The 23585-nt window shown below is 43.1% G+C and carries 29 protein-coding genes; all 29 read right to left on the bottom strand.

All coding sequences use genetic code 11. From position 1 onward, the window contains the following. Window position 1: 1 nt before the first annotated feature. The 29 genes from map to rpoB all read right to left on the bottom strand — a co-directional run bounded on the left by map (window position 2) and on the right by rpoB (window position 23425). The gene (gene map, locus NG22_RS16765; RefSeq protein ID WP_053406762.1) at window positions 2–775 is read right to left on the bottom strand and encodes a type I methionyl aminopeptidase; all 774 of its coding nucleotides are present in this window, start codon (window positions 773–775) and stop codon (window positions 2–4) included. Beyond that, window positions 775–2091 (bottom strand): preprotein translocase subunit SecY, encoded by a 1317-nt coding sequence (gene secY, locus NG22_RS16760; protein ID WP_053406761.1) that lies wholly within the window; start codon window positions 2089–2091, stop codon window positions 775–777. Before secY ends, map begins: the two co-directional genes overlap by 1 nt. Before the next feature lie 9 nt (window positions 2092–2100). Beyond that, on the bottom strand, window positions 2101–2547 hold the full coding sequence (gene rplO, locus NG22_RS16755; RefSeq protein ID WP_053406760.1) for a 50S ribosomal protein L15: 447 nt from the start codon (window positions 2545–2547) through the stop codon (window positions 2101–2103). 2 nt (window positions 2548–2549) lie between these two features. Continuing rightward, window positions 2550–2729: a 50S ribosomal protein L30 gene (gene rpmD / locus NG22_RS16750; protein WP_053406759.1), complete on the bottom strand. Its 180-nt coding sequence runs from the start codon at window positions 2727–2729 to the stop codon at window positions 2550–2552. A 4-nt stretch (window positions 2730–2733) separates the two neighbouring features. Further along, entirely contained in the window at window positions 2734–3252 is a 519-nt protein-coding gene (gene rpsE, locus NG22_RS16745; protein WP_053406758.1) for a 30S ribosomal protein S5, read from the bottom strand. Between the two features lie 4 nt (window positions 3253–3256). Continuing rightward, entirely contained in the window at window positions 3257–3613 is a 357-nt protein-coding gene (gene rplR / locus NG22_RS16740) for a 50S ribosomal protein L18 (RefSeq protein WP_053406757.1), read from the bottom strand. Window positions 3614–3618: 5 nt separating this feature from the next. After that, a complete protein-coding gene (gene rplF / locus NG22_RS16735) occupies window positions 3619–4176 on the bottom strand; it encodes a 50S ribosomal protein L6 (protein ID WP_053406756.1) in 558 nt (185 codons plus the stop codon). A gap of 12 nt (window positions 4177–4188) precedes the next feature. After that, window positions 4189–4584, bottom strand: coding sequence for a 30S ribosomal protein S8 (gene rpsH / locus NG22_RS16730; protein WP_053406755.1), 396 nt, complete (start codon window positions 4582–4584; stop codon window positions 4189–4191). Window positions 4585–4677: 93 nt separating this feature from the next. After that, the gene (gene rpsN, locus NG22_RS16725; RefSeq protein WP_053406754.1) at window positions 4678–4947 is read right to left on the bottom strand and encodes a 30S ribosomal protein S14; all 270 of its coding nucleotides are present in this window, start codon (window positions 4945–4947) and stop codon (window positions 4678–4680) included. Window positions 4948–4956: 9 nt separating this feature from the next. Continuing rightward, complete coding sequence (rplE, locus tag NG22_RS16720) at window positions 4957–5508, bottom strand: 50S ribosomal protein L5 (RefSeq protein ID WP_053406753.1); 552 nt, start codon at window positions 5506–5508, stop codon at window positions 4957–4959. Next, window positions 5508–5831, bottom strand: a complete 324-nt coding sequence (rplX, locus tag NG22_RS16715) for a 50S ribosomal protein L24 (protein WP_053406752.1) — start codon at window positions 5829–5831, stop codon at window positions 5508–5510. Before rplX ends, rplE begins: the two co-directional genes overlap by 1 nt. Before the next feature lie 19 nt (window positions 5832–5850). Then, the gene (rplN, locus tag NG22_RS16710) at window positions 5851–6219 is read right to left on the bottom strand and encodes a 50S ribosomal protein L14 (protein WP_053406751.1); all 369 of its coding nucleotides are present in this window, start codon (window positions 6217–6219) and stop codon (window positions 5851–5853) included. A 2-nt stretch (window positions 6220–6221) separates the two neighbouring features. Continuing rightward, entirely contained in the window at window positions 6222–6476 is a 255-nt protein-coding gene (gene rpsQ, locus NG22_RS16705; protein ID WP_053406750.1) for a 30S ribosomal protein S17, read from the bottom strand. 4 nt (window positions 6477–6480) lie between these two features. Next, the gene (rpmC, locus tag NG22_RS16700) at window positions 6481–6672 is read right to left on the bottom strand and encodes a 50S ribosomal protein L29 (protein ID WP_053406749.1); all 192 of its coding nucleotides are present in this window, start codon (window positions 6670–6672) and stop codon (window positions 6481–6483) included. A gap of 5 nt (window positions 6673–6677) precedes the next feature. Continuing rightward, window positions 6678–7100, bottom strand: coding sequence for a 50S ribosomal protein L16 (gene rplP / locus NG22_RS16695; protein WP_053406748.1), 423 nt, complete (start codon window positions 7098–7100; stop codon window positions 6678–6680). Window positions 7101–7128: 28 nt separating this feature from the next. Then, a complete protein-coding gene (rpsC, locus tag NG22_RS16690) occupies window positions 7129–7857 on the bottom strand; it encodes a 30S ribosomal protein S3 (RefSeq protein ID WP_053406747.1) in 729 nt (242 codons plus the stop codon). Between the two features lie 6 nt (window positions 7858–7863). After that, window positions 7864–8226 (bottom strand): 50S ribosomal protein L22, encoded by a 363-nt coding sequence (gene rplV / locus NG22_RS16685; protein WP_053406746.1) that lies wholly within the window; start codon window positions 8224–8226, stop codon window positions 7864–7866. Window positions 8227–8228: 2 nt separating this feature from the next. Continuing rightward, entirely contained in the window at window positions 8229–8507 is a 279-nt protein-coding gene (rpsS, locus tag NG22_RS16680; RefSeq protein ID WP_053406745.1) for a 30S ribosomal protein S19, read from the bottom strand. Further along, on the bottom strand, window positions 8507–9331 hold the full coding sequence (gene rplB / locus NG22_RS16675; protein WP_053406744.1) for a 50S ribosomal protein L2: 825 nt from the start codon (window positions 9329–9331) through the stop codon (window positions 8507–8509). The genes rpsS and rplB overlap by 1 nt, the downstream gene beginning before the upstream one ends. Window positions 9332–9343: 12 nt before the next feature. Then, window positions 9344–9631 (bottom strand): 50S ribosomal protein L23, encoded by a 288-nt coding sequence (rplW, locus tag NG22_RS16670; protein ID WP_053406743.1) that lies wholly within the window; start codon window positions 9629–9631, stop codon window positions 9344–9346. A gap of 2 nt (window positions 9632–9633) precedes the next feature. Continuing rightward, window positions 9634–10260 (bottom strand): 50S ribosomal protein L4, encoded by a 627-nt coding sequence (gene rplD, locus NG22_RS16665; RefSeq protein ID WP_053406742.1) that lies wholly within the window; start codon window positions 10258–10260, stop codon window positions 9634–9636. 4 nt (window positions 10261–10264) lie between these two features. Then, a complete protein-coding gene (gene rplC, locus NG22_RS16660) occupies window positions 10265–10885 on the bottom strand; it encodes a 50S ribosomal protein L3 (protein ID WP_053406741.1) in 621 nt (206 codons plus the stop codon). A gap of 379 nt (window positions 10886–11264) precedes the next feature. Next, complete coding sequence (rpsJ, locus tag NG22_RS16655; RefSeq protein WP_053406740.1) at window positions 11265–11570, bottom strand: 30S ribosomal protein S10; 306 nt, start codon at window positions 11568–11570, stop codon at window positions 11265–11267. Window positions 11571–11585: 15 nt separating this feature from the next. Further along, a complete protein-coding gene (gene fusA / locus NG22_RS16650; RefSeq protein WP_053406739.1) occupies window positions 11586–13709 on the bottom strand; it encodes an elongation factor G in 2124 nt (707 codons plus the stop codon). Window positions 13710–13714: 5 nt separating this feature from the next. After that, on the bottom strand, window positions 13715–14182 hold the full coding sequence (rpsG, locus tag NG22_RS16645) for a 30S ribosomal protein S7 (protein ID WP_053406738.1): 468 nt from the start codon (window positions 14180–14182) through the stop codon (window positions 13715–13717). A gap of 36 nt (window positions 14183–14218) precedes the next feature. Beyond that, the gene (rpsL, locus tag NG22_RS16640) at window positions 14219–14599 is read right to left on the bottom strand and encodes a 30S ribosomal protein S12 (protein ID WP_053406737.1); all 381 of its coding nucleotides are present in this window, start codon (window positions 14597–14599) and stop codon (window positions 14219–14221) included. Between the two features lie 187 nt (window positions 14600–14786). Next, window positions 14787–15113 carry a DUF3467 domain-containing protein gene (locus NG22_RS16635; protein ID WP_053406736.1) on the bottom strand — a complete coding sequence of 109 codons (327 nt, stop codon included), beginning with the start codon at window positions 15111–15113 and terminating at the stop codon, window positions 14787–14789. Window positions 15114–15219: 106 nt separating this feature from the next. Then, complete coding sequence (gene rpoC, locus NG22_RS16630) at window positions 15220–19527, bottom strand: DNA-directed RNA polymerase subunit beta' (RefSeq protein ID WP_053406735.1); 4308 nt, start codon at window positions 19525–19527, stop codon at window positions 15220–15222. Between the two features lie 37 nt (window positions 19528–19564). After that, a complete protein-coding gene (rpoB, locus tag NG22_RS16625) occupies window positions 19565–23425 on the bottom strand; it encodes a DNA-directed RNA polymerase subunit beta (protein WP_053406734.1) in 3861 nt (1286 codons plus the stop codon). Window positions 23426–23585 lie beyond the last annotated feature (160 nt).

Raw genomic sequence — 23585 nt, 5'->3', positions numbered from 1 at the left:
ATTATATTTTGATATGTTCTTCTATGTATTTGTGCGTAGTAAGAATCTCGGTGCGGTCAGCCAAAATTGCTACGGTATGTTCAAAGTGAGCGGAAGGTTTGTAATCAGTAGTACGGATGGTCCAGCCATCAGCTTCCTGTACAATATCCTTAGTACCCAAATTGACCATAGGCTCAATAGCAATAACCATACCAGCCTTCAATTTCTTACCTTTTCCTCGGCGTCCGTAATTCGGAACTTCTGGATCTTCGTGAAGATTTCTTCCCAAACCATGTCCCACCAATTCACGAACTACACCATAACCAAACTGCTCAACATGCTGCTGAACAGCGAAACCAATATCTCCGGTAAATTTACCTGCCGTAGCAGCTTCAATTCCCAGATATAAAGATTCTTTGGTGCGACGAAGCAAATCCATTGTGGCTGCACTCACTTCTCCTACCGGATAAGTATAAGCACAGTCGGAGTGAAACCCCTTGTAGAACACACCACAATCTACGGACACAATATCGCCCTCCTGAAGTTCATACTTGGAGGGCATACCATGAACAACTTGTTCGTTTACAGAAATACAAAGGGTAGATGGAAAACCATTATACCCTTTGAACGATGGCGAACCACCATTATCTTTAATAAAATCAAATGCCAGACGATCAAGCTCTAAAGTAGAAATCCCCGGTTTGATATGCTGTGCAACCAAACCGTGGGCTCTACCGAGAATATCGGCACTTTCTTTTATAAGATTAATCTCTTCTTCAGTCTTAAGATAAATCATTAGGCTACTGCCACTTTATTTGATCTTCCTTTAATCTTACCTGACTTCATAAGACCTTCGTAGTGGCGCATCAACAAGTAAGACTCTACCTGCTGAAGAGTATCCAATACTACCCCTACCATGATCAACAAAGAAGTACCACCAAAGAATTGAGAGAAGTTCCCGTCAACACCGGCGATTCTTGCGAAGGCAGGCATAATAGCGACCAAACCTAGGAAAATTGAACCAGGCAATGTGATTTTAGTCAACACGCTGTCAATGTATTCTGCAGTTTGTGGCCCAGGCTTAACACCAGGGATAAATCCACCATTACGCTTAAGATCGTCAGAAATCTGATTTGGATTAATCGTAATTGCTGTATAGAAGAAGGTGAAAAGGATAATCAATACTGCGAACAACGCATTGTATTGCCATGAAGTAATATCTGCGAATGTAGTAGCGATAGACGCGGCCCAATCATATTTGTCAGCAAAAGCACTAGCACCTAAAGAGGGCAAGAACATTAAGGACTGAGCAAAGATAATTGGCATTACACCTGCAGCATTCACTTTCAATGGTAGATACTGACGCTGACCGCCATAAGTACGACCACCTACAACCTGCTTAGCATATTGAATCGGAATTTTTCGAGTAGCCTGAGTAAGCATAACCACTGCCATAATGATGAAAAACAAAGCCACCAATTCAGCAACGAAGAACAACATTTGTGCTCCTCCTCTGGTCATTGCTTCAGCTACCAAGGCACCAGGCAAACGAGAGATGATACCGATCATGATCAACATAGAGATACCGTTACCAATACCTTTATCTGTAATCTTCTCTCCCAACCACATACAAAACATCGTTCCTGCAACCAAGATCAATAAAGCAGAAGCTTTAAAGAACCAAGGATCAATTAAGATCGCGTTTTCAGGAATGGTAGCGGTCACATAACCGATACCCTGTGCTAATGTGATGATGATGGTTAATACCCGGGTAATCTGATTAATTTTATTTCTACCAGATTCACCTTCTTTTTGCATTTTCTGGAAATAAGGCACAGCTACCGTTAACAACTGCAGCACAATGGAAGCAGAAATATAAGGCATGATACCTAAACCAAAAATCGAAGCATTGGAGAATGCTCCACCCAAAAAGGTGTTTAGGAGTCCAAAGATACCACCTTCGTGGCTAGTAAGTTGCGCAGGATCAACACCTGGCAATACTACAAAGGAACCTAATCGAAAAATGATCAATAAACCCAAGGTGTTGAGGATTCTAGTCCTCAACTCCTCTATGGAAAAAATATTTTGAATAGTAGAAATAAACTTTTTCATGATATATTATCAGATAACAGTTGCCGTCCCACCTGCTTTCTCAATCAACTCAACTGCTGATGCTGAGAATTTATTAGCAGTAACATCTACTTTGGCAGTCAAAGCACCATTTGCAAGTACTTTTACCAAATCCGATTTCCCTACGATACCATTCTCACGCATCAATTCTACGTTGATAGCAGTAACACCAAGCTTGTCAGCCAAGGCCTGGATAGCATCAAGATTAACCGGTTTGTAAATTACTCTATTTGGATTGGTAAATCCAAATTTAGGAACTCTTCTTTGCAAAGGCATTTGTCCACCCTCAAAACCAATTTTCTGAGAGTAACCAGATCTAGACTTCGCACCTTTGTGACCACGTGTAGAAGTACCACCACGAGTGGACCCCTGACCACGACCGATACGCTTACCTGCTTTAACAGAACGCTCGGCTGGTTTTAATGTATGTAATTTCATAATTATACCTCAGCTACAGTAATCAAATGTTTTACTTTAGCGATCATACCCGCAATTTGAGGAGTATTCTCATGTTCAACGGTTCTATTGATTTTACCAAGACCCAAAGCCTTGATAGTGTCAACCTGACGTTTCGGACGGTTGATTGTAGAACGAACCTGTGTGATACGTACTTTAGCCATCTTATTAACCGTTAAATACTTTAGAAACACTAATTCCACGTTGCTCAGCAACTTGTTGTGGAGTTCTCATTTTAGCCAACGCATCGAAAGTAGCTTTCACTGCGTTGTGAGGGTTGGATGATCCTTTGGATTTACCCAATACGTTGTGAACACCTGCTGCCTCAAGTACAGCACGCATTGCACCACCGGCGATAACTCCTGTACCTTCAGATGCTGGTTTCATTAACACGTAACCACCACCGAATTTACCAGTAGCCTCGTGAGGAATAGTACCTTTGAATAAAGGAACTTTTACCAAGTTTTTCTTAGCATCCTCGATACCTTTAGTGATCGCATCAGTAACCTCATTTGCTTTACCAAGGCCATGACCTACAACACCGTTTCCATCTCCCACTACCACAATAGCGGAAAAACTAAAACGACGTCCACCTTTCACTACCTTCGCTACACGGTTGATAGCTACAACTTTTTCTTTAAGGTCAAGCTCGCTTGCCTTAACGCTTTTTACAGTTTTATTGGACATTTGCTTAGAATTTTAATCCGCCATTTCTGGCACCTTCAGCTAACGCTTTAACTTTACCATGGTACTGGTAACCACTACGATCGAATACTACCTCAGCAATAGAGTTAGCAGTCGCTTTTTCTGCCAATTTCGCACCTACTTTCTCAGCAAGCTCGATATTACAGTTTTTACGGGCACCAAACTCTGCAGAAGAAGCTGCAGCTAGGGTTACGCCGTTAATATCGTCAATCAATTGCGCTGTGATGGCTGTGTTACTTTTGTACACTGAAAGACGCGGACGTTGAGCTGTTCCTGAGATCTTTCTGCGGATTCCGCGACGGATTCTCAGTCTTCTCGCGATTTTTTCGTTCTTAATTGCCATAACTATTATTTTTTAGCTGCCGTTTTACCCGCTTTTCTTCTGATGTACTGACCTTCCTCACGGATACCTTTACCTTTGTAAGGCTCAACCGGACGAAGCGACTTGATTTTAGCGGTAACTTGACCCAACAATTGTTTATCAGCAGATTCCAAAGTTACGATAGGGTTTTTACCCTTCGCAGTTTCTGCTTTTACTTCTACTTCAGCAGGAACGCCAAAGAAAATGCTGTGTGAGTATCCCAAGTTCAACTCTAGAGTTTTACCTTGTGATGTCGCTTTGTAACCAACACCAACAAGTTCCAAGGTTTTCTTAAAACCTTCAGCAACTCCAACAACCATGTTATTAACAAGTGAACGGTAAAGACCGTGCAACGCTTTGTGTCTTTTTTGGTCGGTAGGGCGTGACAAAGTCACAATATTATCGTTGATCTCTACAGTAATGTCACGATCGATCTCTTGCGAAAGAGTTCCTTTTGGACCCTTTACTGTAACAACGTTTTCAGCATTTACTTCTACGCTTACACCCGCAGGAATAGTAATCGGCTTCTTTCCTATTCTCGACATTGTAATATTAAATTAGTAAACGTAACATAAAACCTCGCCACCAACATTCAGTTCGCGAGCTTCTTTGTTACTAATAATTCCTTTGTTAGTGGACAAAATGGCAATACCTAAGCCATTCAATACGCGAGGCATATCTCCATTCTTCGTATATTTACGTAGACCCGGTTTCGAAATGCGCTCCAACTTCTCGATGGCTGGCTTTTTCGTCACAGGGTGATACTTCAAGGCGATTTTAATAGTGCCCTGAGGTCCGTCCTCTACGAATTTATACGACTGAATGTAGCCTTTGTCAAATAGCACCTTCGTCATGTTTTTCTTGACGTTAGATGCAGGGATTTCCACGATTCTGTGCGTCGCTTTCTGCGCGTTACGAATACGCGTTAAGAAATCTGCTATTGGATCAGTCATGATAAATATTAATTGAAATTATATGCAATGCCCTGCCAAAAGTAGCAGGGCGTGCAAAGGTAATAATTATATCTTATTTCTCAAAGGGTTATCTTACCACGATGCTTTGGTCACTCCAGGAATCAAACCTGCAGAAGCCATTTCACGGAAAGTAACACGGTTGATGCCGAACTTACGCATATAACCTTTTGGACGACCAGTCAATTTACAACGGTTGTGCAAACGAACTGGAGAGGCGTTGCGAGGCAACTTATCCAAACCGATATAATCGCCAGCTTCTTTCAAAGCTTTACGTTTTTCAGCGTATTTCGCTACCATTTTCTCGCGCTTGCGCCCACGAGCTTTTACTGCTTCTCTAGCCATTTTATCTTATTATTTTTTGTTAGCAAAAGGCATACCGAAAGCTTTCAATAACTCGTAGCTTTCTTCGTCAGTGTTAGCTGAAGTAACAAAAGTGATATCCATACCAGAGATTTTGTTTACCTTCTCGATAGAAATCTCTGGGAAGATGATCTGCTCTTTTACACCCAAAGTGTAGTTACCACGGCCATCAAACCCTTTGGCAGAAACCCCACGGAAGTCACGAACTGCAGGTAACGCGATGGTTAACAAACGGTCCAAGAATTCGTACATTTGGTCTCCACGCAAAGTAACGCGTGCACCGATCGGCATTTCTTCTCTCAACTTAAAGTTGGAGATAGAATTTTTTGCCTTAGTAGGAACAGCTTTCTGACCAGCAATAGTCGTCAACTCTTCCACACCTTGATCGATCAATTTCTTATCGGAAACAGCTTCTCCGATACCCTTATTGATACAGATTTTCTCTACTGCAGGAATTTGCATTACTGATTTGTAACCAAATTTCTCCTTTAGTGCAGCAGCAATCTCGTTCTGATATTTTTCTTTAAGTCTTGGAGTAGCCATTACTTAATTTCCTCCCCTGATTTTTTGGCGTAACGCACGATTTTACCATCAACTACTTTACGTCCAACGCGGCTAGCTTCACCTGAAGTAGGATCTACAAACGCTACGTTAGAGATATTAATAGGAGCCTCGACTTTCTCGATACCGCCATTAGGGTTAGTTGCAGAAGGCTTCACGTGTTTAGTTACAACGTTGATACCTTCAACAATTACGCGGTTAGTTGCGGTGATTATCTCCTGTACGATTCCAGTTTTACCTTTATCGTTACCGGCGATCACCTTTACTGTATCTCCTTTACGGATTTTGATTTTTACTTTAGACATGATCTTTTACTTTAATTAATTAAAGTACCTCCGGTGCCAAGGAAACAATCTTCATGAACTGCTTTTCACGCAATTCACGGGCAACAGGTCCAAAAATACGTGTACCTCTTGGCTCATCATTAGCACCCAACAATACTGCAGCGTTATCTTCGAAACGGATATAAGAACCATCTTTACGACGGATTTCTTTTTTCGTACGAACCACTACAGCTTTGGATACTGTACCTTTTTTCAAGTTGCTGGATGAAAGGGCAGACTTCACAGTAACAACAATTTTGTCACCGATAGAAGCGTAACGTTTACCAGTTCCACCCAAAACACGGATACAAAGAACTTCTTTAGCTCCTGAGTTATCCGCTACGTTTAGACGACTTTCTTGTTGGATCATAATTACTTCGCTCTTTCAATGATTTCTACCAATCTCCAGCGCTTGTTGCGAGACAACGGACGTGTCTCTGCAATGCGTACGGTATCACCAATACCACAATCATTGTTCTCATCGTGAGCCATGAATTTAGTGGATTTAGTTACGAATTTACCGTATATAGGGTGCTTTACACGACGGGTTACCTGAACAGTGATGGACTTATCCATTTTGTTGCTAGTGATAACGCCGATACGTTCTTTTCTTAAGTTTCTTTCCATGATCTTACTTAGCTTCAAGTTGACGTAATGCGGTTTCCAACCTTGCGATCATTCGACGACTGCTACGGATCTTCATCGGATTCTCAATCGGAGAGATCGCGTGCGCAAACTGCAATTTTTGCAAAGCTTCCTTTTCAGCAGTGATCTTTTGGATCAACTCTTCCTTGCTTAGTTGTGCGATTTCAGAATTTTTCATAACTCTTATGCTTCAACGTAATCTCTACGTACAACGAATTTAGTTCTTACAGGCAATTTCTGTGCCGCTAAACGCATTGACTCTTGCGCTAGTGCTAAAGGTACACCTGTTGATTCAAATAAAATGGTACCTGGCTTGATACAAGCCACCCAGTATTCCGGAGCACCTTTACCCTTACCCATACGAACCTCTGCAGGCTTCTTAGTAATAGGTTTGTCAGGGAAGATACGGATCCAAACTTTACCTTCACGTTTCATTGCACGAGTAACCGCAATACGAGCTGCCTCAATCTGACGGCTGGTAATCCAACCTGCCTCAAGAGACTTGATACCGAAGCTACCAAAGGCAATCTCATGGCCTCTTCCAGCAAGACCTCTAACGCGGCCTTTCTGAACTTTTCTATGTTTTACTCTTCTCGGTTGTAACATTTCTAAGCTGTTTTACTTTCTTATGCGATTACTTTCTTCTGCGACGGCCGCCTTGTTGGTTGTTGTTACCACCATCTTTGCGACGACGTCCACGACGATCGTTATCACCAGCTGGAGTCAAGTCACGCTTACCGTAAACTTCACCTTTGAAGATCCAAACTTTGATACCGATTTTACCGTAGATCGTATCTGACTCACAGATTGCGTAGTCGATGTCGGCACGCAATGTGTGCAAAGGAATACGTCCTTCTTTGTACATTTCGGTACGTGCCATCTCAGCACCACCCAAACGACCGCTCAATTTAACTTTGATACCTTGAGCACCTACACGCATTGCAGAAGCAATCGCTTGCTTCATAGCACGACGGTATGAAATACGAGCACGTAGTTGTTGCGCGATAGAATCACCGATCAATTTCGCTTCCAATTCAGGACGCTTGATCTCGAAGATGTTGATTTGAACATCTTTAGATGTCAACTTCTTCAACTCTTCTTTAATTCTATCCACTTCTGCACCACCTTTACCAATTACAACACCCGGACGGGCAGTGTGGATGGTCAAAGTAATACGCTTCAACGTACGCTCGATCACGATACGGCTGATTCCACCTTTAGGAATACGCGCCAATACATATTTTCTGATTTTTTGATCTTCGATCAATTTGTCAGAAAAATCGCGAGAGTTCGCGTACCAGTTAGAGTCCCAGCCTCTTACGATACCTAAACGCAGGCCAATTGGATTAACTTTCTGTCCCATAATTGATTAGTTTTCTTCAGTTTTGGTTGACAATGAATCCACAACAAGCGTCACGTGATTCGAACGCTTACGAATACGGTGAGCTCGGCCTTGCGGTGCTGGACGCAAACGCTTTAACATACGGGCGCTATCTACGAAGATTTCGCTAACTACCAGGTTTGCAGTTTCCAAGGACTCACCCTCGTTTGCATTTTCCCAGTTAGCAATCGCAGAAAGCAACAGCTTTTCCAGACGATTCGAAGAATGTCTTGGATCGAATTTCAAAATATTTAATGCTGTGTCCACGCGCTGACCGCGGATCATATCTGCTACCAAGCGCATTTTACGCGGCGAGGTCGGACAGTTTCTTAGTCTTGCAACAGCTTTCATAATTATCTCTTGCCCTTGTCTTTTTTATTAATATGACCCTTATAGGTACGAGTAGGAGCAAATTCTCCAAACTTGTGACCTACCATGTTTTCAGTTACATAAACTGGAATAAATTTATTTCCATTATGAACTGCGAATGTGTGACCTACGAATTCAGGAGAAATCATAGAACGACGAGACCAAGTTTTGATCACGGTCTTCTTGCCACCCTCGTTCATGGCATCTACCTTATTAGAAAGGCGGAAGTCAATATAAGGTCCTTTTTTAAGTGATCTTGCCATTATTTCTTACGCTTTGAAATGATCAATTTATCAGAGTACTTGTTGGCTTTACGGCTCTTACCACCTTTAGCGTATACACCGTTACGAGAACGTGGGTGACCACCAGAAGAACGGCCTTCACCACCACCCATTGGGTGATCAACCGGGTTCATAGCAACACCACGAACACGTGGACGACGACCTAACCAACGGTTACGACCCGCTTTACCCAAACGAACGTTCATGTGGTCTCCGTTAGAAACCTCACCGATCGTAGCGTAACAAGTAGCCAATACTAAACGCATTTCACCAGAAGGAAGCTTGATGGTAACATATTTACCCTCTTTCGCTACCAACTGTGCATAAGCACCAGCTGAACGTACCAACAAACCACCTTTACCAGGAGTAAGCTCAATGTTGTGGATAATAGTACCCAATGGAATGTTGGCCATTAGTACGTGGTTACCCACTTCAGGAGCTGCATCAGCACCAGAAACAATCTGAGTACCTACCTGCAATCCTTCCGGTGCAAGAATATAGGCTTTCTCACCATCTGCATAAAAAAGCAATGCAAGATAAGCTGTACGATTTGGATCATATTCGATCGCTTTTACGGTAGCTGGAACGCCAAATTTCTGACGTTTGAAGTCTACAGAACGCAATTTACGCTTGTGACCACCACCTAAATAACGCATCGTCATACGACCACTGTTGTTCCGACCACCAGACTTACGTGAACCTACAGTAAGAGATTTTTCTGGAGTGGATTTAGTGATTTCCTCGAATGAAGGCGCTACTCTGAATCTTTGTCCTGGAGTTGTAGGACGCAATTTCTTTACTGCCATTGTCTAACTTCTTTAGATTCCGCTGTAAAAATCAATAACTTCACCTTCTGCAACTTGTACAAACGCCTTTTTATAGCTGTTGCTACGACCAGTAATGATCGAAGACTTAGCATAACGTGTGCGTTTTTTGCCCAAGTAGCGTGCTGTACGTACAGCTACAACGTTTACGCCGTACATACGCTCAACCTCTTTTCTAATTTCCAATTTGTTGGCGTTAAGGTCTACGATGAAACCATAAACACCACTCTCATTTTGGAAAGAGGCTTTTTCGGTAACCAAAGGTTTCTTAAGTACACTCATGATTAAGCGAATAATTTTTCAATTTTCTCAATAGAACTTTCGAAAAGCACTAGGCTATCTGCGTTCAACACATCATAAGTGTTAATTGAAGCTGCATCAGCAACTTTAGCTTTGCGAATGTTACGCGCAGCCAAGTTTACGTTTGCGTTCAAATCACCAGTGACAGCCAATACTTTCTTACCTGACAAAGACAATCCGTTCAAAATGTTCACGAACTCCTTAGTCTTAGGCGCATCCATAGTCACATCCTCGATAACGATGATGTCCTGGCCTTTCGCCTTGTAAGAAAGCGCAGACATACGAGCCAAAGCTTTTACTTTTTTGTTCAGCTTAAAGCCGTAGTTACGTGGTTTTGGACCGAAAACTCTACCACCACCAACGAAAACAGGAGACTTCAAAGATCCTGCACGTGCAGTACCTGTACCCTTCTGTTTCTTGATTTTTTTAGTAGAACCTGCGATCTCAGCACGTTCTTTAGACTTGTGCGTACCTTGTCTTTGGTTAGCCAAGTACTGTTTCACGTCCAAGTAGATTGCGTGATCGTTGGGCTCAACAGCGAAGATCGAGTCTTGCAACTCAACTTTTTTGCCGCTTTCGCTACCGTCAACTTTTAATACCGAAATCTCCATTGAATTACTTTTCTAGAATTACAAATGAATTTTTAGCGCCTGGGATAGAACCGCTCACTACGATTAGGTTCTTGTCGCCATACACTTTCATAACACGCAAGTTCTGAATCTTTACGCGATCGCCACCCATGCGTCCAGCCATACGAAGACCTTTGAATACACGAGATGGGAACGAAGCCGCACCGATAGAACCTGGCGCACGAAGACGGTTATGCTGACCGTGGGTAGCTTGTCCAACCCCACCAAAACCGTGACGTTTCACAACACCTTGGAAACCTTTACCTTTGGAGGTTCCTACAGCGTCTAGGAAATCACCTTCTGCAAATACTTCCTCTACTCGAATCTCGTTGCCCAATGCAGCTTCACCTTCGAAGTTGCGGAACTCAACAAGCTTTCTCTTTGGAGTAGTGTTTGCCTTAGCGAAATGCCCTTGCATCGCTTTTGAAGTGTTCTTAGCTTTCTTATCGCCGAAGCCAAGCTGAACAGCATCATAGCCGTCTGTCTCGACGGTCTTTACTTGTGTTACTACACAAGGACCAACCTCTACTAATGTGCATGCGACATTCTGTCCATCGGCACTGTAGATGCTAGTCATTCCGATTTTTTTACCGATAATACCAGACATACTAACGTTTTAGTATAAAATAAATTAAAATTAACGAACGAACACTCGCTCGCCATTCTAAAGGACTGCAAAGTTAGGAAATTAATATCAGAAACAAAACATTTTCCGATTTATCACACTGCATCTAACTTAAAAAAAGCCACTTACAACAATATTAATCTTCCAGACCTTTTCAACCCCCTTGCCATTTAGTCAAAAAGCATGCTGAAAACACGGTTTAAAGATAAATTTTAAGGATTTTTTCAGAAGACCACCAAATTGCATTTTTCAAATAAAGCGCAACCTTTTTCTCAAGCCTCTTTGCGCAAATGGCACAAAAAAAGGCCTGAAACCGAAGTTCCAGACCTTTTCAATACTTATCGCTCAGGCGATGGGACCATTAAACTTTGATCTCTACATCAACACCTGAAGGCAATTCCAATTTCATCAAAGCATCTACAGTCTTTGCAGAGTTTGAGTAGATATCTACCAAACGCTTGTAAGTGCAGATTTGGAACTGCTCACGAGATTTCTTGTTTACGTGAGGTGAACGCAATACAGTGAAACGTTCTTTCTCAGTTGGCAATGGAATTGGGCCGCTTACCACAGCTCCAGTCGCCTTTACCGCCTTTACGATCTTCTCAGAAGACTTGTCTACCAAGTTGTGATCGTAAGACTTCAATTTTATTCTAATTTTTTGATTCATATCTATCTAACGCTCTTATTCTCCTTTCGCTTCTGCGATAATGTCTTTAGCTAGGTTGTTTGGAACCGGATCATAGTGAGAGAAGGTCAATGATGCAGACGCACGACCAGAAGAAATGGTACGTAGGTCAGTTACATAACCGAACAACTCAGACAAAGGTACATCAGCCTTGATAACGGAAGCGTTACCTTTAGTATCCATACCTTTCATGATACCACGACGACGGTTCAAGTCACCTGTTACAGGACCAGTGTAATCATCTGGAGTAACAACTTCTACCGCCATGATTGGCTCCAAAATTTGAGGCTTAGCCAATTTGGCTGCCTCACGGAATCCCATACGTGCTGCCAATTCGAAAGACAAAGAGTCAGAATCGACATCGTGGAAGGAACCGTGGAATAAACGAACTTTGATCGCCTCTACAGGGAAACCAGCCAAAGGACCATTCACCATAGAAGACTCAAATCCTTTTTGTACAGCAGGGATGAATTCACGAGGAATAGCACCACCCACAATTTCGTTCACAAATTCCAAGCCAACTTTATCATCTTCGCGAGGCATCAATTCGAATACGATGTCTGCGAACTTACCTCGACCACCAGACTGCTTTTTGTAAACCTCACGGTGTTCAACAGCAGTAGTGATTTGCTCACGGTAAGCTACTTGAGGAGCACCCTCAGAAACCTCTACCTTGAATTCACGCTTCAAACGATCCAAGATAATCTCCAAGTGCAACTCACCCATACCACGCAATACAGTCTGACCAGTTTCCTCATCAGTTTGTACACGCAAGGTTGGATCCTCTTCGATCAATTTACCCAAAGCCATACCTAGTTTATCAACATCAGCTTGCTTCTTAGGCTCGATAGCGATACCGATTACAGGCTCAGGGAAAGTCATTTCCTCCAAGATGATCGGGTTCTTCTCGTCTACCAAAGAGTCTCCAGTTTTGATATCCTTGAAACCAACACCTGCACAGATGTCACCAGCTTCTACGATATCAATTGGGTTTTGCTTGTTAGAGTGCATCTGCATCAAACGAGAGATACGTTCTTTCTTACCTGTACGCGTATTCAATACATAAGAACCTGCGTTCAATGACCCAGAATACACACGGAAGAAACACAAACGACCTACGAATGGGTCAGTAGCAATTTTAAATGCCAATGCTGCAAATGGATCCTCTACTGTTGGCTTACGCACAACTTCTTCGTCAGTATCAGGATTAACACCTTCGATAGCAGGAAGATCTAATGGAGATGGCAAGAATGAACATACAGCATCCAATACTGCTTGTACACCTTTATTCTTAAATGCTGAACCACACATTACAGGCTGCATTGACATGTCAATTACAGCTGCACGGATAGCGGCCATCATTTCTTCTTCAGTAATAGAATCAGCGTCTTCGAAGAATTTCTCCAACAACTCCTCATCATACTCGGCTACAGCCTCTACCAACTTCTGTCTCCACTCAGCAACTTCATCAAGCATATCCTCAGGAACTTCTTGCTCCACATAGGTCATACCCATGTCTTCTTCGTTCCAGATGATTGCTTTGTTTTTGATCAAGTCAACTACTCCAGTGAAAGTATCTTCAGCTCCGATAGGCAACTGCAATGGAACAGGGTTACCACCTAATTTGTCGATGATTTCCTGAACAGTTCCCAAGAAGTTAGCACCAGCACGGTCCATTTTGTTCACAAAACAGATACGTGGCACACGGTACTTATCAGCCTGACGCCATACAGTCTCAGACTGAGGCTCAACACCTGAAGAAGCACAGAACAATGCAACAGCACCATCCAATACACGCAATGAACGCTCTACCTCTACAGTAAAGTCAACGTGACCTGGAGTATCAATGATGTTAACAGTGTAAGGCTTAGTCAAACCTTTTACGTGTGTACCCTTATCAGTTGGGTAGTGCCACTGCGTTTGAGTTGCAGCAGAAGTAATGGTGATACCACGCTCTTGCTCTTGCTCCATCCAGTCCATGGTAGCAGCTCCATCGTGTACTTCACCAATTTTGTGAGACAATCCAGTATAATAAAGGATACGCTCAGTGGTAGTGGTCTTACCGGCATCGACGTGAGCCATGATACCGATGTTACGCAGGAAAGTTAAATCCTTAGCCATTTGTATTAGAATCTAAAGTGAGAGAATGCTTTGTTAGCTTCCGCCATGCGGTGTGTATCATCCTTCTTCTTCACCGCTGCGCCTTCGCCTTTGGAAGCAGCAATGATCTCCCCAGCCAAACGTTCTTTCATGGTTTTCTCACCACGGGAACGTGAATAACGAATCAACCATTTGATTCCCAAATATGATTTACGGCTAGGTCGAACTTCCATAGGCACTTGGAATGTAGCACCACCCACACGACGAGATTTAACCTCGACAGCTGGCATTACATTATTCAAAGCCTTTTTCCAAACCTCAAGACCGTTCTCACCTACGCGCTCCTCAACTAAGTCGATGGCGTCATAGAAAATATTATAGGCAATACTCTTCTTCCCGTCTAACATTAAATAGTTAACGAATTTCGTTACCAAAGTATCTTGGAACTTTGGATCAGGAAGAATATACCGCTTTTTTGGTTTAGCCTTTCTCATTGCTTTTTACTACAATAATGTACTTTAATTTTTTAATTATTTTTTGTCCTTAGGACGTTTAGCACCGTACTTAGAACGTCCCTGAAGACGACCGCTAACACCGGCTGTATCTAAAGCACCGCGAACTACGTGGTAACGCACACCAGGAAGATCCTTTACACGACCACCACGGATCAACACGATCGAGTGCTCTTGCAAGTTGTGACCTTCACCACCAATGTAGGCGTTCACCTCTTTACCGTTAGTCAAACGCACACGAGCTACTTTACGCATCGCTGAGTTTGGTTTCTTTGGAGTAGTCGTGTAAACACGAGTACATACTCCACGACGTTGTGGACATGAGTCCAAGGCAGGAGATTTTGATTTATCAATCAAGCTTTTTCTGCCCTTGCGTACTAATTGCTGAATAGTAGGCATTTAATGAAATCGTTTAAAGTATGAAATTACTATTTTAAAATAGGTTTGCAAAGGTATTGATAATCACAGACTAATCAAACCCTTTAAACCTTATTTGTCTGAAAGCTTGAAAAAATAATTTGGAAGCACATTTTTCAAGCGATCAAATATTGCTTTTTAGGCAAATTCTAACACAAAAACCTGCAGCTTAAGCTTCACCTACCGGCCCGCCAAAATTATAAGGCCCACCATCTTGCTGACCATTTCGACCGATTGGACCGTGCATGGATTCGTACTTGGCTACATTGTCCTGCAATGCTTGCAATAACCGTACCGCATGTTCGGGGGTCAATACCACACGAGATTTTACTTTCGCCTTTGGAACCCCGGGCATGATACGGATAAAATCCAAAACAAATTCACTGTTGGAGTGGGCGATCATGGCCAAATTGGCATATACACCTTCCGCCATATCCTCCGGAAGTTCGATATCGATTTTCCCGGCATTTTTTGGGTTTTGATCTTGCTCTTGCATAAAAGTTAAATTTGATGTGGGTATAAAAAAGAATAGACTACCCCCATTTGGAGATAGTCTATAACTCTTAAATCAATATATTTTGAGTGTTGTACATCACAATGGATTAAACACGCTCGCTTTCTGCTCTACGCTCACGAATTTCACGCAATTCCTGCTCCTCATCTTCATGAGTTACAATCAACTTACGGAAATCACGAACACCTGTACCTGCCGGAATCAGGTGACCTACGATCACGTTTTCTTTCAATCCAAGTAACTCATCTCGCTTTCCGCGGATAGATGCTTCAGACAACACCTTAGTAGTCTCCTGGAAGGAAGCCGCTGAGATGAAGGAATCAGTACCCAAAGAAGACTGCGTGATACCCTGAAGGGTTGGCTTAGAAACGGCTGCTTGCGCATCACGTACCTGTACCAATTTCAAATCACGACGACGTAAGTTAGAGTTCTCATCACGTAGACGACGCGCAGTGATGATCTGACCTGGCTCCAAATTGGTAGAATCGCCGGCATCAGTTACGACCTTCATATCCAAAATCTTGTCGTTCTCTTCACGAAAAGTGAATTTATCAACAATTTGGTTAGTCAGGAAGATCGTGTCACCTGAATCTACAACAGTAACTTTCTGCATCATCTGGCGAACAATCACCTCAATGTGCTTATCGTTAATCTTCACACCCTGTAGACGGTATACTGCCTGGATCTCATTCACCAAGTACTCCTGAACAGAAGTTGGTCCTTCTACATTCAAGATATCATTTGGTGTCTTGGCTCCATCAGACAATGGCATACCCGCTTTAACGAAGTCATTCTCCTGAACCAAGATGTGCTTAGCAAGTGATACTAAGTAACGCTTCTTCACGCCATCTTTAGATTCAATGAATACCTCACGGTTACCACGCTTAATACCACCATAAGTTACCACACCATCAATCTCAGAAATTACAGCTGGGTTAGATGGGTTACGTGCCTCGAAAAGCTCAGTAACTCGAGGAAGACCCCCGGTAATATCGGCAGACTTACCAGCAGCACGAGGAATCTTAGCGATGATCGTACCTGGCTTAATCTGATCTCCGTTATCCACGTTGATGTAAGCACCTACAGGCAAGTTGTAAGATTTGATAATACCTTCACTGCCTTCAATCGTAATCGCAGGGTTCTTGGTCTTATCCTTAGAATCCATTACGACTTTCGATTGGTGACCTGTGGTATCATCCATCTCCACCTTGAAAGTATATCCTTGCTCTAAAGCATCAAAGCCGATTTTACCACCGAACTCAGAAAGAATAACCGCGTTAAACGGATCCCACTGACAGATTTTATCGCCTTTTTCTACTTTAGCGCCATCCTTCAATTTCAAATAAGAACCGTAAGGTACGTTATTCGTCATCAAAGTTTTACCCGTTTTCTCATCTACGATACGAACCTCACCAGTACGGCCCATTACTACATCTGCTGGCTCATCATCCAAATCAGCATCTACAGGAATAGAACGGATCTCATCGTATTTCACAATACCAGGGAATTTCGCAATTACAGAAGCATCAGCTGCAATAGCAGATGCAGTACCCCCTACGTGGAACGTACGAAGGGTCAACTGTGTACCCGGCTCACCAATAGATTGTGCTGCCACAACCCCTACTGAATCCCCGACTTGCGCCATTCTCAAAGTAGACAGGTTACGTCCGTAACACTTCGAACAAACTCCCTTACGGGTTTCACAAGTCAATACTGAACGAACTTCTACCATTTCTACAGCGGATTCTTCAATACGCTGTACCAGTACTTCACTGATCTCCTGACCAGCCTCAACGATGATATCTCCAGTTAAAGGGTCCTCAACATCATGAACAGAAACACGACCCAGGATACGCTCACCTAATGGCTCCACGATCTCCTCATTATCTTTAAGTGCTTCCATCTCGATACCTCTCAAAGTACCACAGTCTGCTTCGTTAATCACCACATCCTGCGCTACGTCTACCAAACGACGCGTCAAATAACCCGCATCGGCAGTTTTCAATGCGGTATCGGCCAAACCTTTACGCGCACCGTGAGTAGAGATAAAGTACTCCAATACATCCAAACCTTCTTTAAAGTTCGAAAGAATCGGGTTTTCGATAATTGCTCCAACAGATGAAGCTACGTTTTTCTGAGGCTTAGCCATCAGACCACGCATACCACCCAACTGACGAATCTGCTCACGAGAACCACGGGCTCCGGAATCCATCATCATATAAATCGCGTTGAAACCGTTTTGATCTTCTGCTAATTGCTTCATCAATACGGTAGTCAACTGGCTGTTGATACGCGTCCAAATATCAATGATCTGGTTGTAACGCTCCGTATCCGTGATAAGACCCATCTGGTAGTTCATCATCACTTCGTCACGCTCTTCCTGTGCCTGAGACACCAATGGTGCTTTTTGGTCAGGGATCATGATATCATTAAGACCCATGGACAAACCACCTGCGTATGCAGTCTGGAATCCTAGGTGTTTAATATCATCCAAGAATTTAGCAGTTTTCGCCATACCTGTGATTTTATACACATAGGCGATAATTTGCTGCAATTTCTTCTTGGTCAACAATTCGTTAACAAAACCTACTTCCGTTGGAACGAATTGGTTCACTAAAACTCGACCTGCAACAGTATCGATCACTTTAGTTTCCAACTCACCGGTTTCGTCATTACGAACCTGAGTTCTTACTTTAATATTGGCATTTTTATCACAAGCGCCTTCGTTAATCGCAATGATTACCTCTTCTGCACCATAGAAAACCATGCCTTCTCCTTTAATCGGATAAGCTTCCGTATTCGGACGGCCTTTAGACATATAGTAAAGACCCAATACCATATCCTGAGAAGGTACCGCAATTGGAGCTCCGTTGGCAGGGTTCAGAATATTGTGCGAAGACAACATCAATACCTGTGCTTCCAACACGGCTTCGTGACCTAGAGGAACGTGAACCGCCATCTGGTCACCATCAAAATCGGCGTTAAATGCAGTACACACTAATGGGTGCAACTGGATCGCTTTACCTTCAATCAACTTTGGCTGGAATGCCTGGATACCCAAACGGTGAAGCGTAGGAGCACGGTTCAACAATACAGGGTGTCCTTTCAGTACATTCTCCAAAATATCCCAAACAACAGGATCCTTGCGGTCAACAATTTTCTTCGCTGATTTCACGGTTTTTACAATACCACGCTCAATCAACTTACGAATTACGAATGGCTTAAATAGCTCGGCTGCCATATTCTTAGGCAAACCACATTCGTGCATTCTTAATTCAGGACCTACAACAATTACCGAACGACCAGAGTAATCAACACGCTTACCCAATAGGTTTTGACGGAATCGACCCTGCTTACCTTTCAACATATCAGAAAGGGATTTCAACGCACGGTTACCATCAGAACGAACCGCATTTACTTTACGAGAGTTGTCGAATAAAGAATCGACAGCCTCTTGCAACATACGCTTCTCGTTTCTCAAGATCACCTCAGGTGCTTTGATATCGATCAGACGCTTCAAACGGTTGTTACGGATAATTACACGACGGTAAAGATCGTTCAAATCAGAGGTTGCGAAACGACCACCATCCAATGGCACCAATGGACGCAATTCCGGTGGAATAACCGGTACCATACGGATCACCATCCACTCTGGGCGGTTATCAATACGTGTACGGGAATCACGGAATGCTTCTACCACCTTCAAACGCTTCAAAGCTTCTGCCTTACGCTGCTGAGAGGTATCGGTCGCGGCCTGGTGACGCAATGAATAAGATAATGAATCCAGATCAGTACGTGCCAACAACATTTCCATTGCTTCCGCACCCATCTTCGCAATAAACTTGCTTGGATCATCATCATCAAGCATTTGGTTCTCACGAGGCAATTTGTCCATGATTTCCAAATACTCATCCTCAGTCAAGAAATCCATTTTCTGGATCTCATCTTCCTCCTTGATACCTGGCTGAATTACTACATAACGCTCGTAGTAAATAATCTGATCCAACTTCTTGGTAGGAAGACCTAACAAATAACCAATCTTGTTAGGCAAAGAACGGAAGTACCAAATGTGTGCTACCGGAACCACCAATTCGATGTGTCCCATACGCTCACGACGTACTTTTTTCTCCGTTACTTCAACACCACAACGGTCACAAACGATACCCTTGTAGCGAATTCTTTTATATTTTCCACAATGACACTCCCAGTCCTTTACAGGACCGAAGATTCTTTCACAGAAAAGACCACCCATCTCCGGCTTGTAAGTACGGTAGTTGATGGTTTCTGGCTGAGTTACCTCTCCATATGAACTCTCCAGAATAGATTCTGGAGAGGCCAATGAGATGGTTACTCTTGAGAAGTCATTATTGATTTTTTTATTCTTTCTGAAACTCATATTTCTTAAGGAGAATATTTTAAATCGAGTAGATGGATTAGTCTAAAGTAACTTCAAGTGCAAGACCACGAAGCTCGTGTACCAATACGTTAAAGGACTCAGGAATATTTGGTTTACCCATATTGTCTCCTTTAACGATAGACTCATAAGCTTTCGCACGACCGATAACATCATCGGACTTAATGGTCAAAATCTCCTGAAGGATATGCGCCGCACCGAATGCCTCCAGTGCCCAAACCTCCATCTCTCCAAAACGCTGACCACCAAACTGAGCTTTACCACCCAATGGTTGCTGCGTAATCAAAGAGTAAGGTCCGATAGAACGCGCGTGCATCTTATCATCCACCAAGTGACCCAATTTCAGCATATATGCAATACCAACAGTAACCGGCTGGTCAAAACGCTCACCTGTACGTCCGTCAAACAAGAATGAACGTCCATAATCTGGCAATCCAGCTGCTCTCAATTCTCCTTGAACTTCGTCCATTGTACCACCGTCAAAGATAGGAGTAGCATATTTTTTACCTAGTTTACGTCCTGCCCATCCCAATACGGTCTCGAAAATCTGACCGATGTTCATACGGGAAGGTACACCCAATGGGTTCAAACAGATATCCAATGGAGTTCCGTCTTCCAAGAATGGCATGTCCGCAATAGGTACGATCTTCGCAACCACACCTTTGTTACCGTGACGACCCGCCATTTTATCACCCACTTTAAGCTTACGCTTCTTGGCTACATATACTTTCGCCAACTGAACAATACCTGCTGGCAATTCATCTCCCACTTCCAAAGTAAATCGGTCGCGTTTGAAGAAACCAGTAATTTTGTTACGCTTGTTGATGTAGTTTTTCACCAAGATCACGATCAACTCGTTGATGCGCTCATCATCTGTCCAGTTGTCCAGATTCAAGTCCGCAACCAAGTTTGCTTCAGCTGATACTGCATAAGAGCTCTCATCGCGATAGATGTTTTCTTCCGGGAACAAGTTATTGGTGATGTTAGCCGCAGAGAAAGTAACGCCTGCGCTCATGATCTCATCGCCAAACTTATGCTTGATACCCTGACAAGTTTTGCCTTCAAGCAAACGAACCATTTTCTCAATCATGGTTGTTTTTACCTTATTCAAATCACTTGAATAACGCTGCTTCAAAGCTTCAACATCTTTCTTCGCTTTCGCTCTTAGATCCTTATCCTTCTTAGGACGAGAGAATAATTTAGTGTCAATTACTACACCATTTAATGATGGAGAAGCTTTCAATGATGCATCTTTCACATCACCGGCTTTATCACCGAAGATCGCTCTCAACAATTTCTCTTCAGGAGTAGGATCAGTCTCTCCTTTAGGGGTAATCTTACCTACCAAAATATCCCCTTCTTTGATTTCAGCACCCACTCGGATAACGCCATGCTCATCCAGGTTTTTCACTGAATCCTCAGAAACGTTAGGAATCTCAGTAGTTAATTCTTCCTCACCACGACGAGTATCACGAACTTCAAGCTCATACTCATCAATGTGAATAGAGGTGTAAACATCATCCTGAACGATACGCTCAGAGATAACAATCGCATCCTCAAAGTTGTATCCCTGCCATGGCATATACCCTACCAATAGGTTACGGCCTAAAGCCAACTCCCCTTTTTCAGTAGCATAGCCATCTACCAATACCTGACCTTTAAACACGCGATCGTCTTTCAATACGATTGGGCGAAGGTTAACACAGGTATCCTGGTTAGTACGACGGAATTTCACCAATTCGTAAGTCACCAATTCATTATCGAAGCCGGACAATTTTTCATCGTCGGTCAAATCGTAACGGATGGTAATCTTCTCTGAATCTACATAAGCAACGCTACCGTCACCTTCGGCTCTCAACAATACGCGAGAATCCTCAGCAACACGTTTCTCCAATCCAGTACCTACGATTGGAGCCTCAGGGCGTAATAATGGCACTGCCTGACGCTGCATGTTCGATCCCATCAATGCACGGTTGGCATCATCATGCTCCAAGAAAGGAATCATTGATGCTGCAACGGATACAATCTGGTTAGGCGCAACGTCCATATAGGCGATATTTTCAGGACCTTCCAATGGGAAGTCACCCTGATAACGCACCTTAATCTGACGCTCTTCGAAGTTACCTTCCGCATCATGTGGAGCATTGGCCTGTGCAATGTTTTTATAATCTTCCTCTTCGGCAGTCAAATAAGTAACCTCATTAGAGATTACACCATCATTGATCTTACGGTATGGGGTTTCGATGAATCCCATATCGTTCACTTTTGCGTGAACACAAAGAGAAGAAATCAATCCAATGTTTGGACCCTCCGGTGTCTCAATAGTACAAAGACGACCGTAGTGTGTGTAGTGAACATCACGAACCTCGAAACCGGCACGCTCACGAGAAAGACCTCCAGGACCCAAAGCTGACATACGACGCTTGTGCGTGATCTCTGCCAATGGGTTAGTTTGGTCCATGAACTGTGACAACTGGTTTGTTCCGAAGAAAGAGTTGATCACAGAAGACAAGGTACGCGCGTTGATCAAATCAACCGGCTTGAAGTCTTCATTATCACGAACGTTCATACGCTCTTTAATGGTACGTGCCATACGCGCCAAACCTACACCAAACTGGCTGTAAAGCTGCTCACCTACGGTACGTACACGACGGTTGGACAAGTGGTCAATATCATCCACTACCGCCTTAGAGTTAATCAGGTGAATCAAATACTTCACGATCAACTCAATATCTTTAATCGTCAAAACGCGCATATCCAAAGACTCTTCAATCTTCAGCTTGCGGTTGATACGATAACGTCCTACCTCTCCCAAGTCATAACGCTTGTCGGAGAAGAACAAATTATGAATAATCTCACGAGCAGTTGCTTCATCCGGTGCATCGGAATTACGCAATTGACGATAGATTTGCTCTACCGCTTCTTTCTCGGAGTTAGATGGGTCTTTTTGTAGCGTATTGTGGATAATCTGGAATTCCGCAATATTCACGTCATCACGGTGCAAAACGATTGCATCCTGACCTGAATCTACGATTTCCTCGATATCCTCTTCGCCAATCACGTGATCACGCTCAAAGATTACTTCGTTACGATCGATAGAGATAACCTCACCGGTATCTTCATCCACGAAGTCCTCTGTCCAGGAACGTAAAACACGAGCGGCCAACTTACGTCCTACTACTTTTTTCAAAGCAGCATCAGTCGCTTCCACCTCTTCGGAAAGACCAAAGAGATCCAAAATCTCCTTATCCGATCCGTAGCCAATAGCTCGTAACAATGTTGTTACGGGAAATTTCTTTTTACGGTCGATGTAAGCAAACATCACGTTGTTCACGTCTGTAGCAAACTCGATCCATGATCCTTTGAAAGGAATAATCCGTGCCGAATATAACGTAGTACCGTTGGTGTGCTTGGATTGTGCAAAGAACACACCAGGAGAACGGTGAAGTTGGGATACGATTACACGCTCAGCGCCGTTGATCACGAAGGATCCCTTCTCTGTCATGTAAGGGATGTTCCCCAAGAATACTTCTTGCTCAAGGGTTTCGAAATCTTCATTGTCCTCATCGTTGCAGGAAAGGCGCAACTTTGCTTTTAGTGGTACAGAGTAAGTTAAGCCTCTGTCTATGCTTTCATCCACCGTATATTTCGGAGGATCAATCATGTAGTCCACAAACTCCAGGACGAAGTTCTCACGGCTGTCGCTAATCGGGAAGTTTTCTTGAAAAACCTTAAAAAGGCCTTCATTCTCGCGTTTTTCGGCAGGCGTATCGATTTGGAAAAAGTCCCTGAACGACTTAAGTTGAACATCCAGAAAGTCAGGATAGTCAATTACGTGTTTAATCGACGCGAAACTTTTTCTTTCAGTTTGAATAGCCAAGGCAGTAAGATTTAAATGATAAACTGGAAAAGGAGAGAATCCGGGAAAATAAACCGTTTATAACAATTTAGTGAAAATGTGCATAAACGGCAAAAGACCGGACTATGATAAGCCCGGTCGAAATCAAATTTCGAATTGCCCGCTTAAGCTAGACATTTCA

The organism is Persicobacter sp. CCB-QB2 (assembly GCF_001274635.1).
GTDB lineage: Bacteria > Bacteroidota > Bacteroidia > Cytophagales > Cyclobacteriaceae > Persicobacter > Persicobacter diffluens.
This window is presented reverse-complemented; position numbering and strand designations above follow the sequence as displayed.

Coding starts and splice junctions, on each gene's coding strand:
- map (WP_053406762.1), bottom strand. CDS start 775: ATGATTTATCTTAAGACTGAAGAAGAGATTAATCTTATAAAAGAAAGT.
- secY (WP_053406761.1), bottom strand. CDS start 2,091: ATGAAAAAGTTTATTTCTACTATTCAAAATATTTTTTCCATAGAGGAG.
- rplO (WP_053406760.1), bottom strand. CDS start 2,547: ATGAAATTACATACATTAAAACCAGCCGAGCGTTCTGTTAAAGCAGGT.
- rpmD (WP_053406759.1), bottom strand. CDS start 2,729: ATGGCTAAAGTACGTATCACACAGGTTCGTTCTACAATCAACCGTCCG.
- rpsE (WP_053406758.1), bottom strand. CDS start 3,252: ATGTCCAATAAAACTGTAAAAAGCGTTAAGGCAAGCGAGCTTGACCTT.
- rplR (WP_053406757.1), bottom strand. CDS start 3,613: ATGGCAATTAAGAACGAAAAAATCGCGAGAAGACTGAGAATCCGTCGC.
- rplF (WP_053406756.1), bottom strand. CDS start 4,176: ATGTCGAGAATAGGAAAGAAGCCGATTACTATTCCTGCGGGTGTAAGC.
- rpsH (WP_053406755.1), bottom strand. CDS start 4,584: ATGACTGATCCAATAGCAGATTTCTTAACGCGTATTCGTAACGCGCAG.
- rpsN (WP_053406754.1), bottom strand. CDS start 4,947: ATGGCTAGAGAAGCAGTAAAAGCTCGTGGGCGCAAGCGCGAGAAAATG.
- rplE (WP_053406753.1), bottom strand. CDS start 5,508: ATGGCTACTCCAAGACTTAAAGAAAAATATCAGAACGAGATTGCTGCT.
- rplX (WP_053406752.1), bottom strand. CDS start 5,831: ATGTCTAAAGTAAAAATCAAAATCCGTAAAGGAGATACAGTAAAGGTG.
- rplN (WP_053406751.1), bottom strand. CDS start 6,219: ATGATCCAACAAGAAAGTCGTCTAAACGTAGCGGATAACTCAGGAGCT.
- rpsQ (WP_053406750.1), bottom strand. CDS start 6,476: ATGGAAAGAAACTTAAGAAAAGAACGTATCGGCGTTATCACTAGCAAC.
- rpmC (WP_053406749.1), bottom strand. CDS start 6,672: ATGAAAAATTCTGAAATCGCACAACTAAGCAAGGAAGAGTTGATCCAA.
- rplP (WP_053406748.1), bottom strand. CDS start 7,100: ATGTTACAACCGAGAAGAGTAAAACATAGAAAAGTTCAGAAAGGCCGC.
- rpsC (WP_053406747.1), bottom strand. CDS start 7,857: ATGGGACAGAAAGTTAATCCAATTGGCCTGCGTTTAGGTATCGTAAGA.
- rplV (WP_053406746.1), bottom strand. CDS start 8,226: ATGAAAGCTGTTGCAAGACTAAGAAACTGTCCGACCTCGCCGCGTAAA.
- rpsS (WP_053406745.1), bottom strand. CDS start 8,507: ATGGCAAGATCACTTAAAAAAGGACCTTATATTGACTTCCGCCTTTCT.
- rplB (WP_053406744.1), bottom strand. CDS start 9,331: ATGGCAGTAAAGAAATTGCGTCCTACAACTCCAGGACAAAGATTCAGA.
- rplW (WP_053406743.1), bottom strand. CDS start 9,631: ATGAGTGTACTTAAGAAACCTTTGGTTACCGAAAAAGCCTCTTTCCAA.
- rplD (WP_053406742.1), bottom strand. CDS start 10,260: ATGGAGATTTCGGTATTAAAAGTTGACGGTAGCGAAAGCGGCAAAAAA.
- rplC (WP_053406741.1), bottom strand. CDS start 10,885: ATGTCTGGTATTATCGGTAAAAAAATCGGAATGACTAGCATCTACAGT.
- rpsJ (WP_053406740.1), bottom strand. CDS start 11,570: ATGAATCAAAAAATTAGAATAAAATTGAAGTCTTACGATCACAACTTG.
- fusA (WP_053406739.1), bottom strand. CDS start 13,709: ATGGCTAAGGATTTAACTTTCCTGCGTAACATCGGTATCATGGCTCAC.
- rpsG (WP_053406738.1), bottom strand. CDS start 14,182: ATGAGAAAGGCTAAACCAAAAAAGCGGTATATTCTTCCTGATCCAAAG.
- rpsL (WP_053406737.1), bottom strand. CDS start 14,599: ATGCCTACTATTCAGCAATTAGTACGCAAGGGCAGAAAAAGCTTGATT.
- NG22_RS16635 (WP_053406736.1), bottom strand. CDS start 15,113: ATGCAAGAGCAAGATCAAAACCCAAAAAATGCCGGGAAAATCGATATC.
- rpoC (WP_053406735.1), bottom strand. CDS start 19,527: ATGAGTTTCAGAAAGAATAAAAAAATCAATAATGACTTCTCAAGAGTA.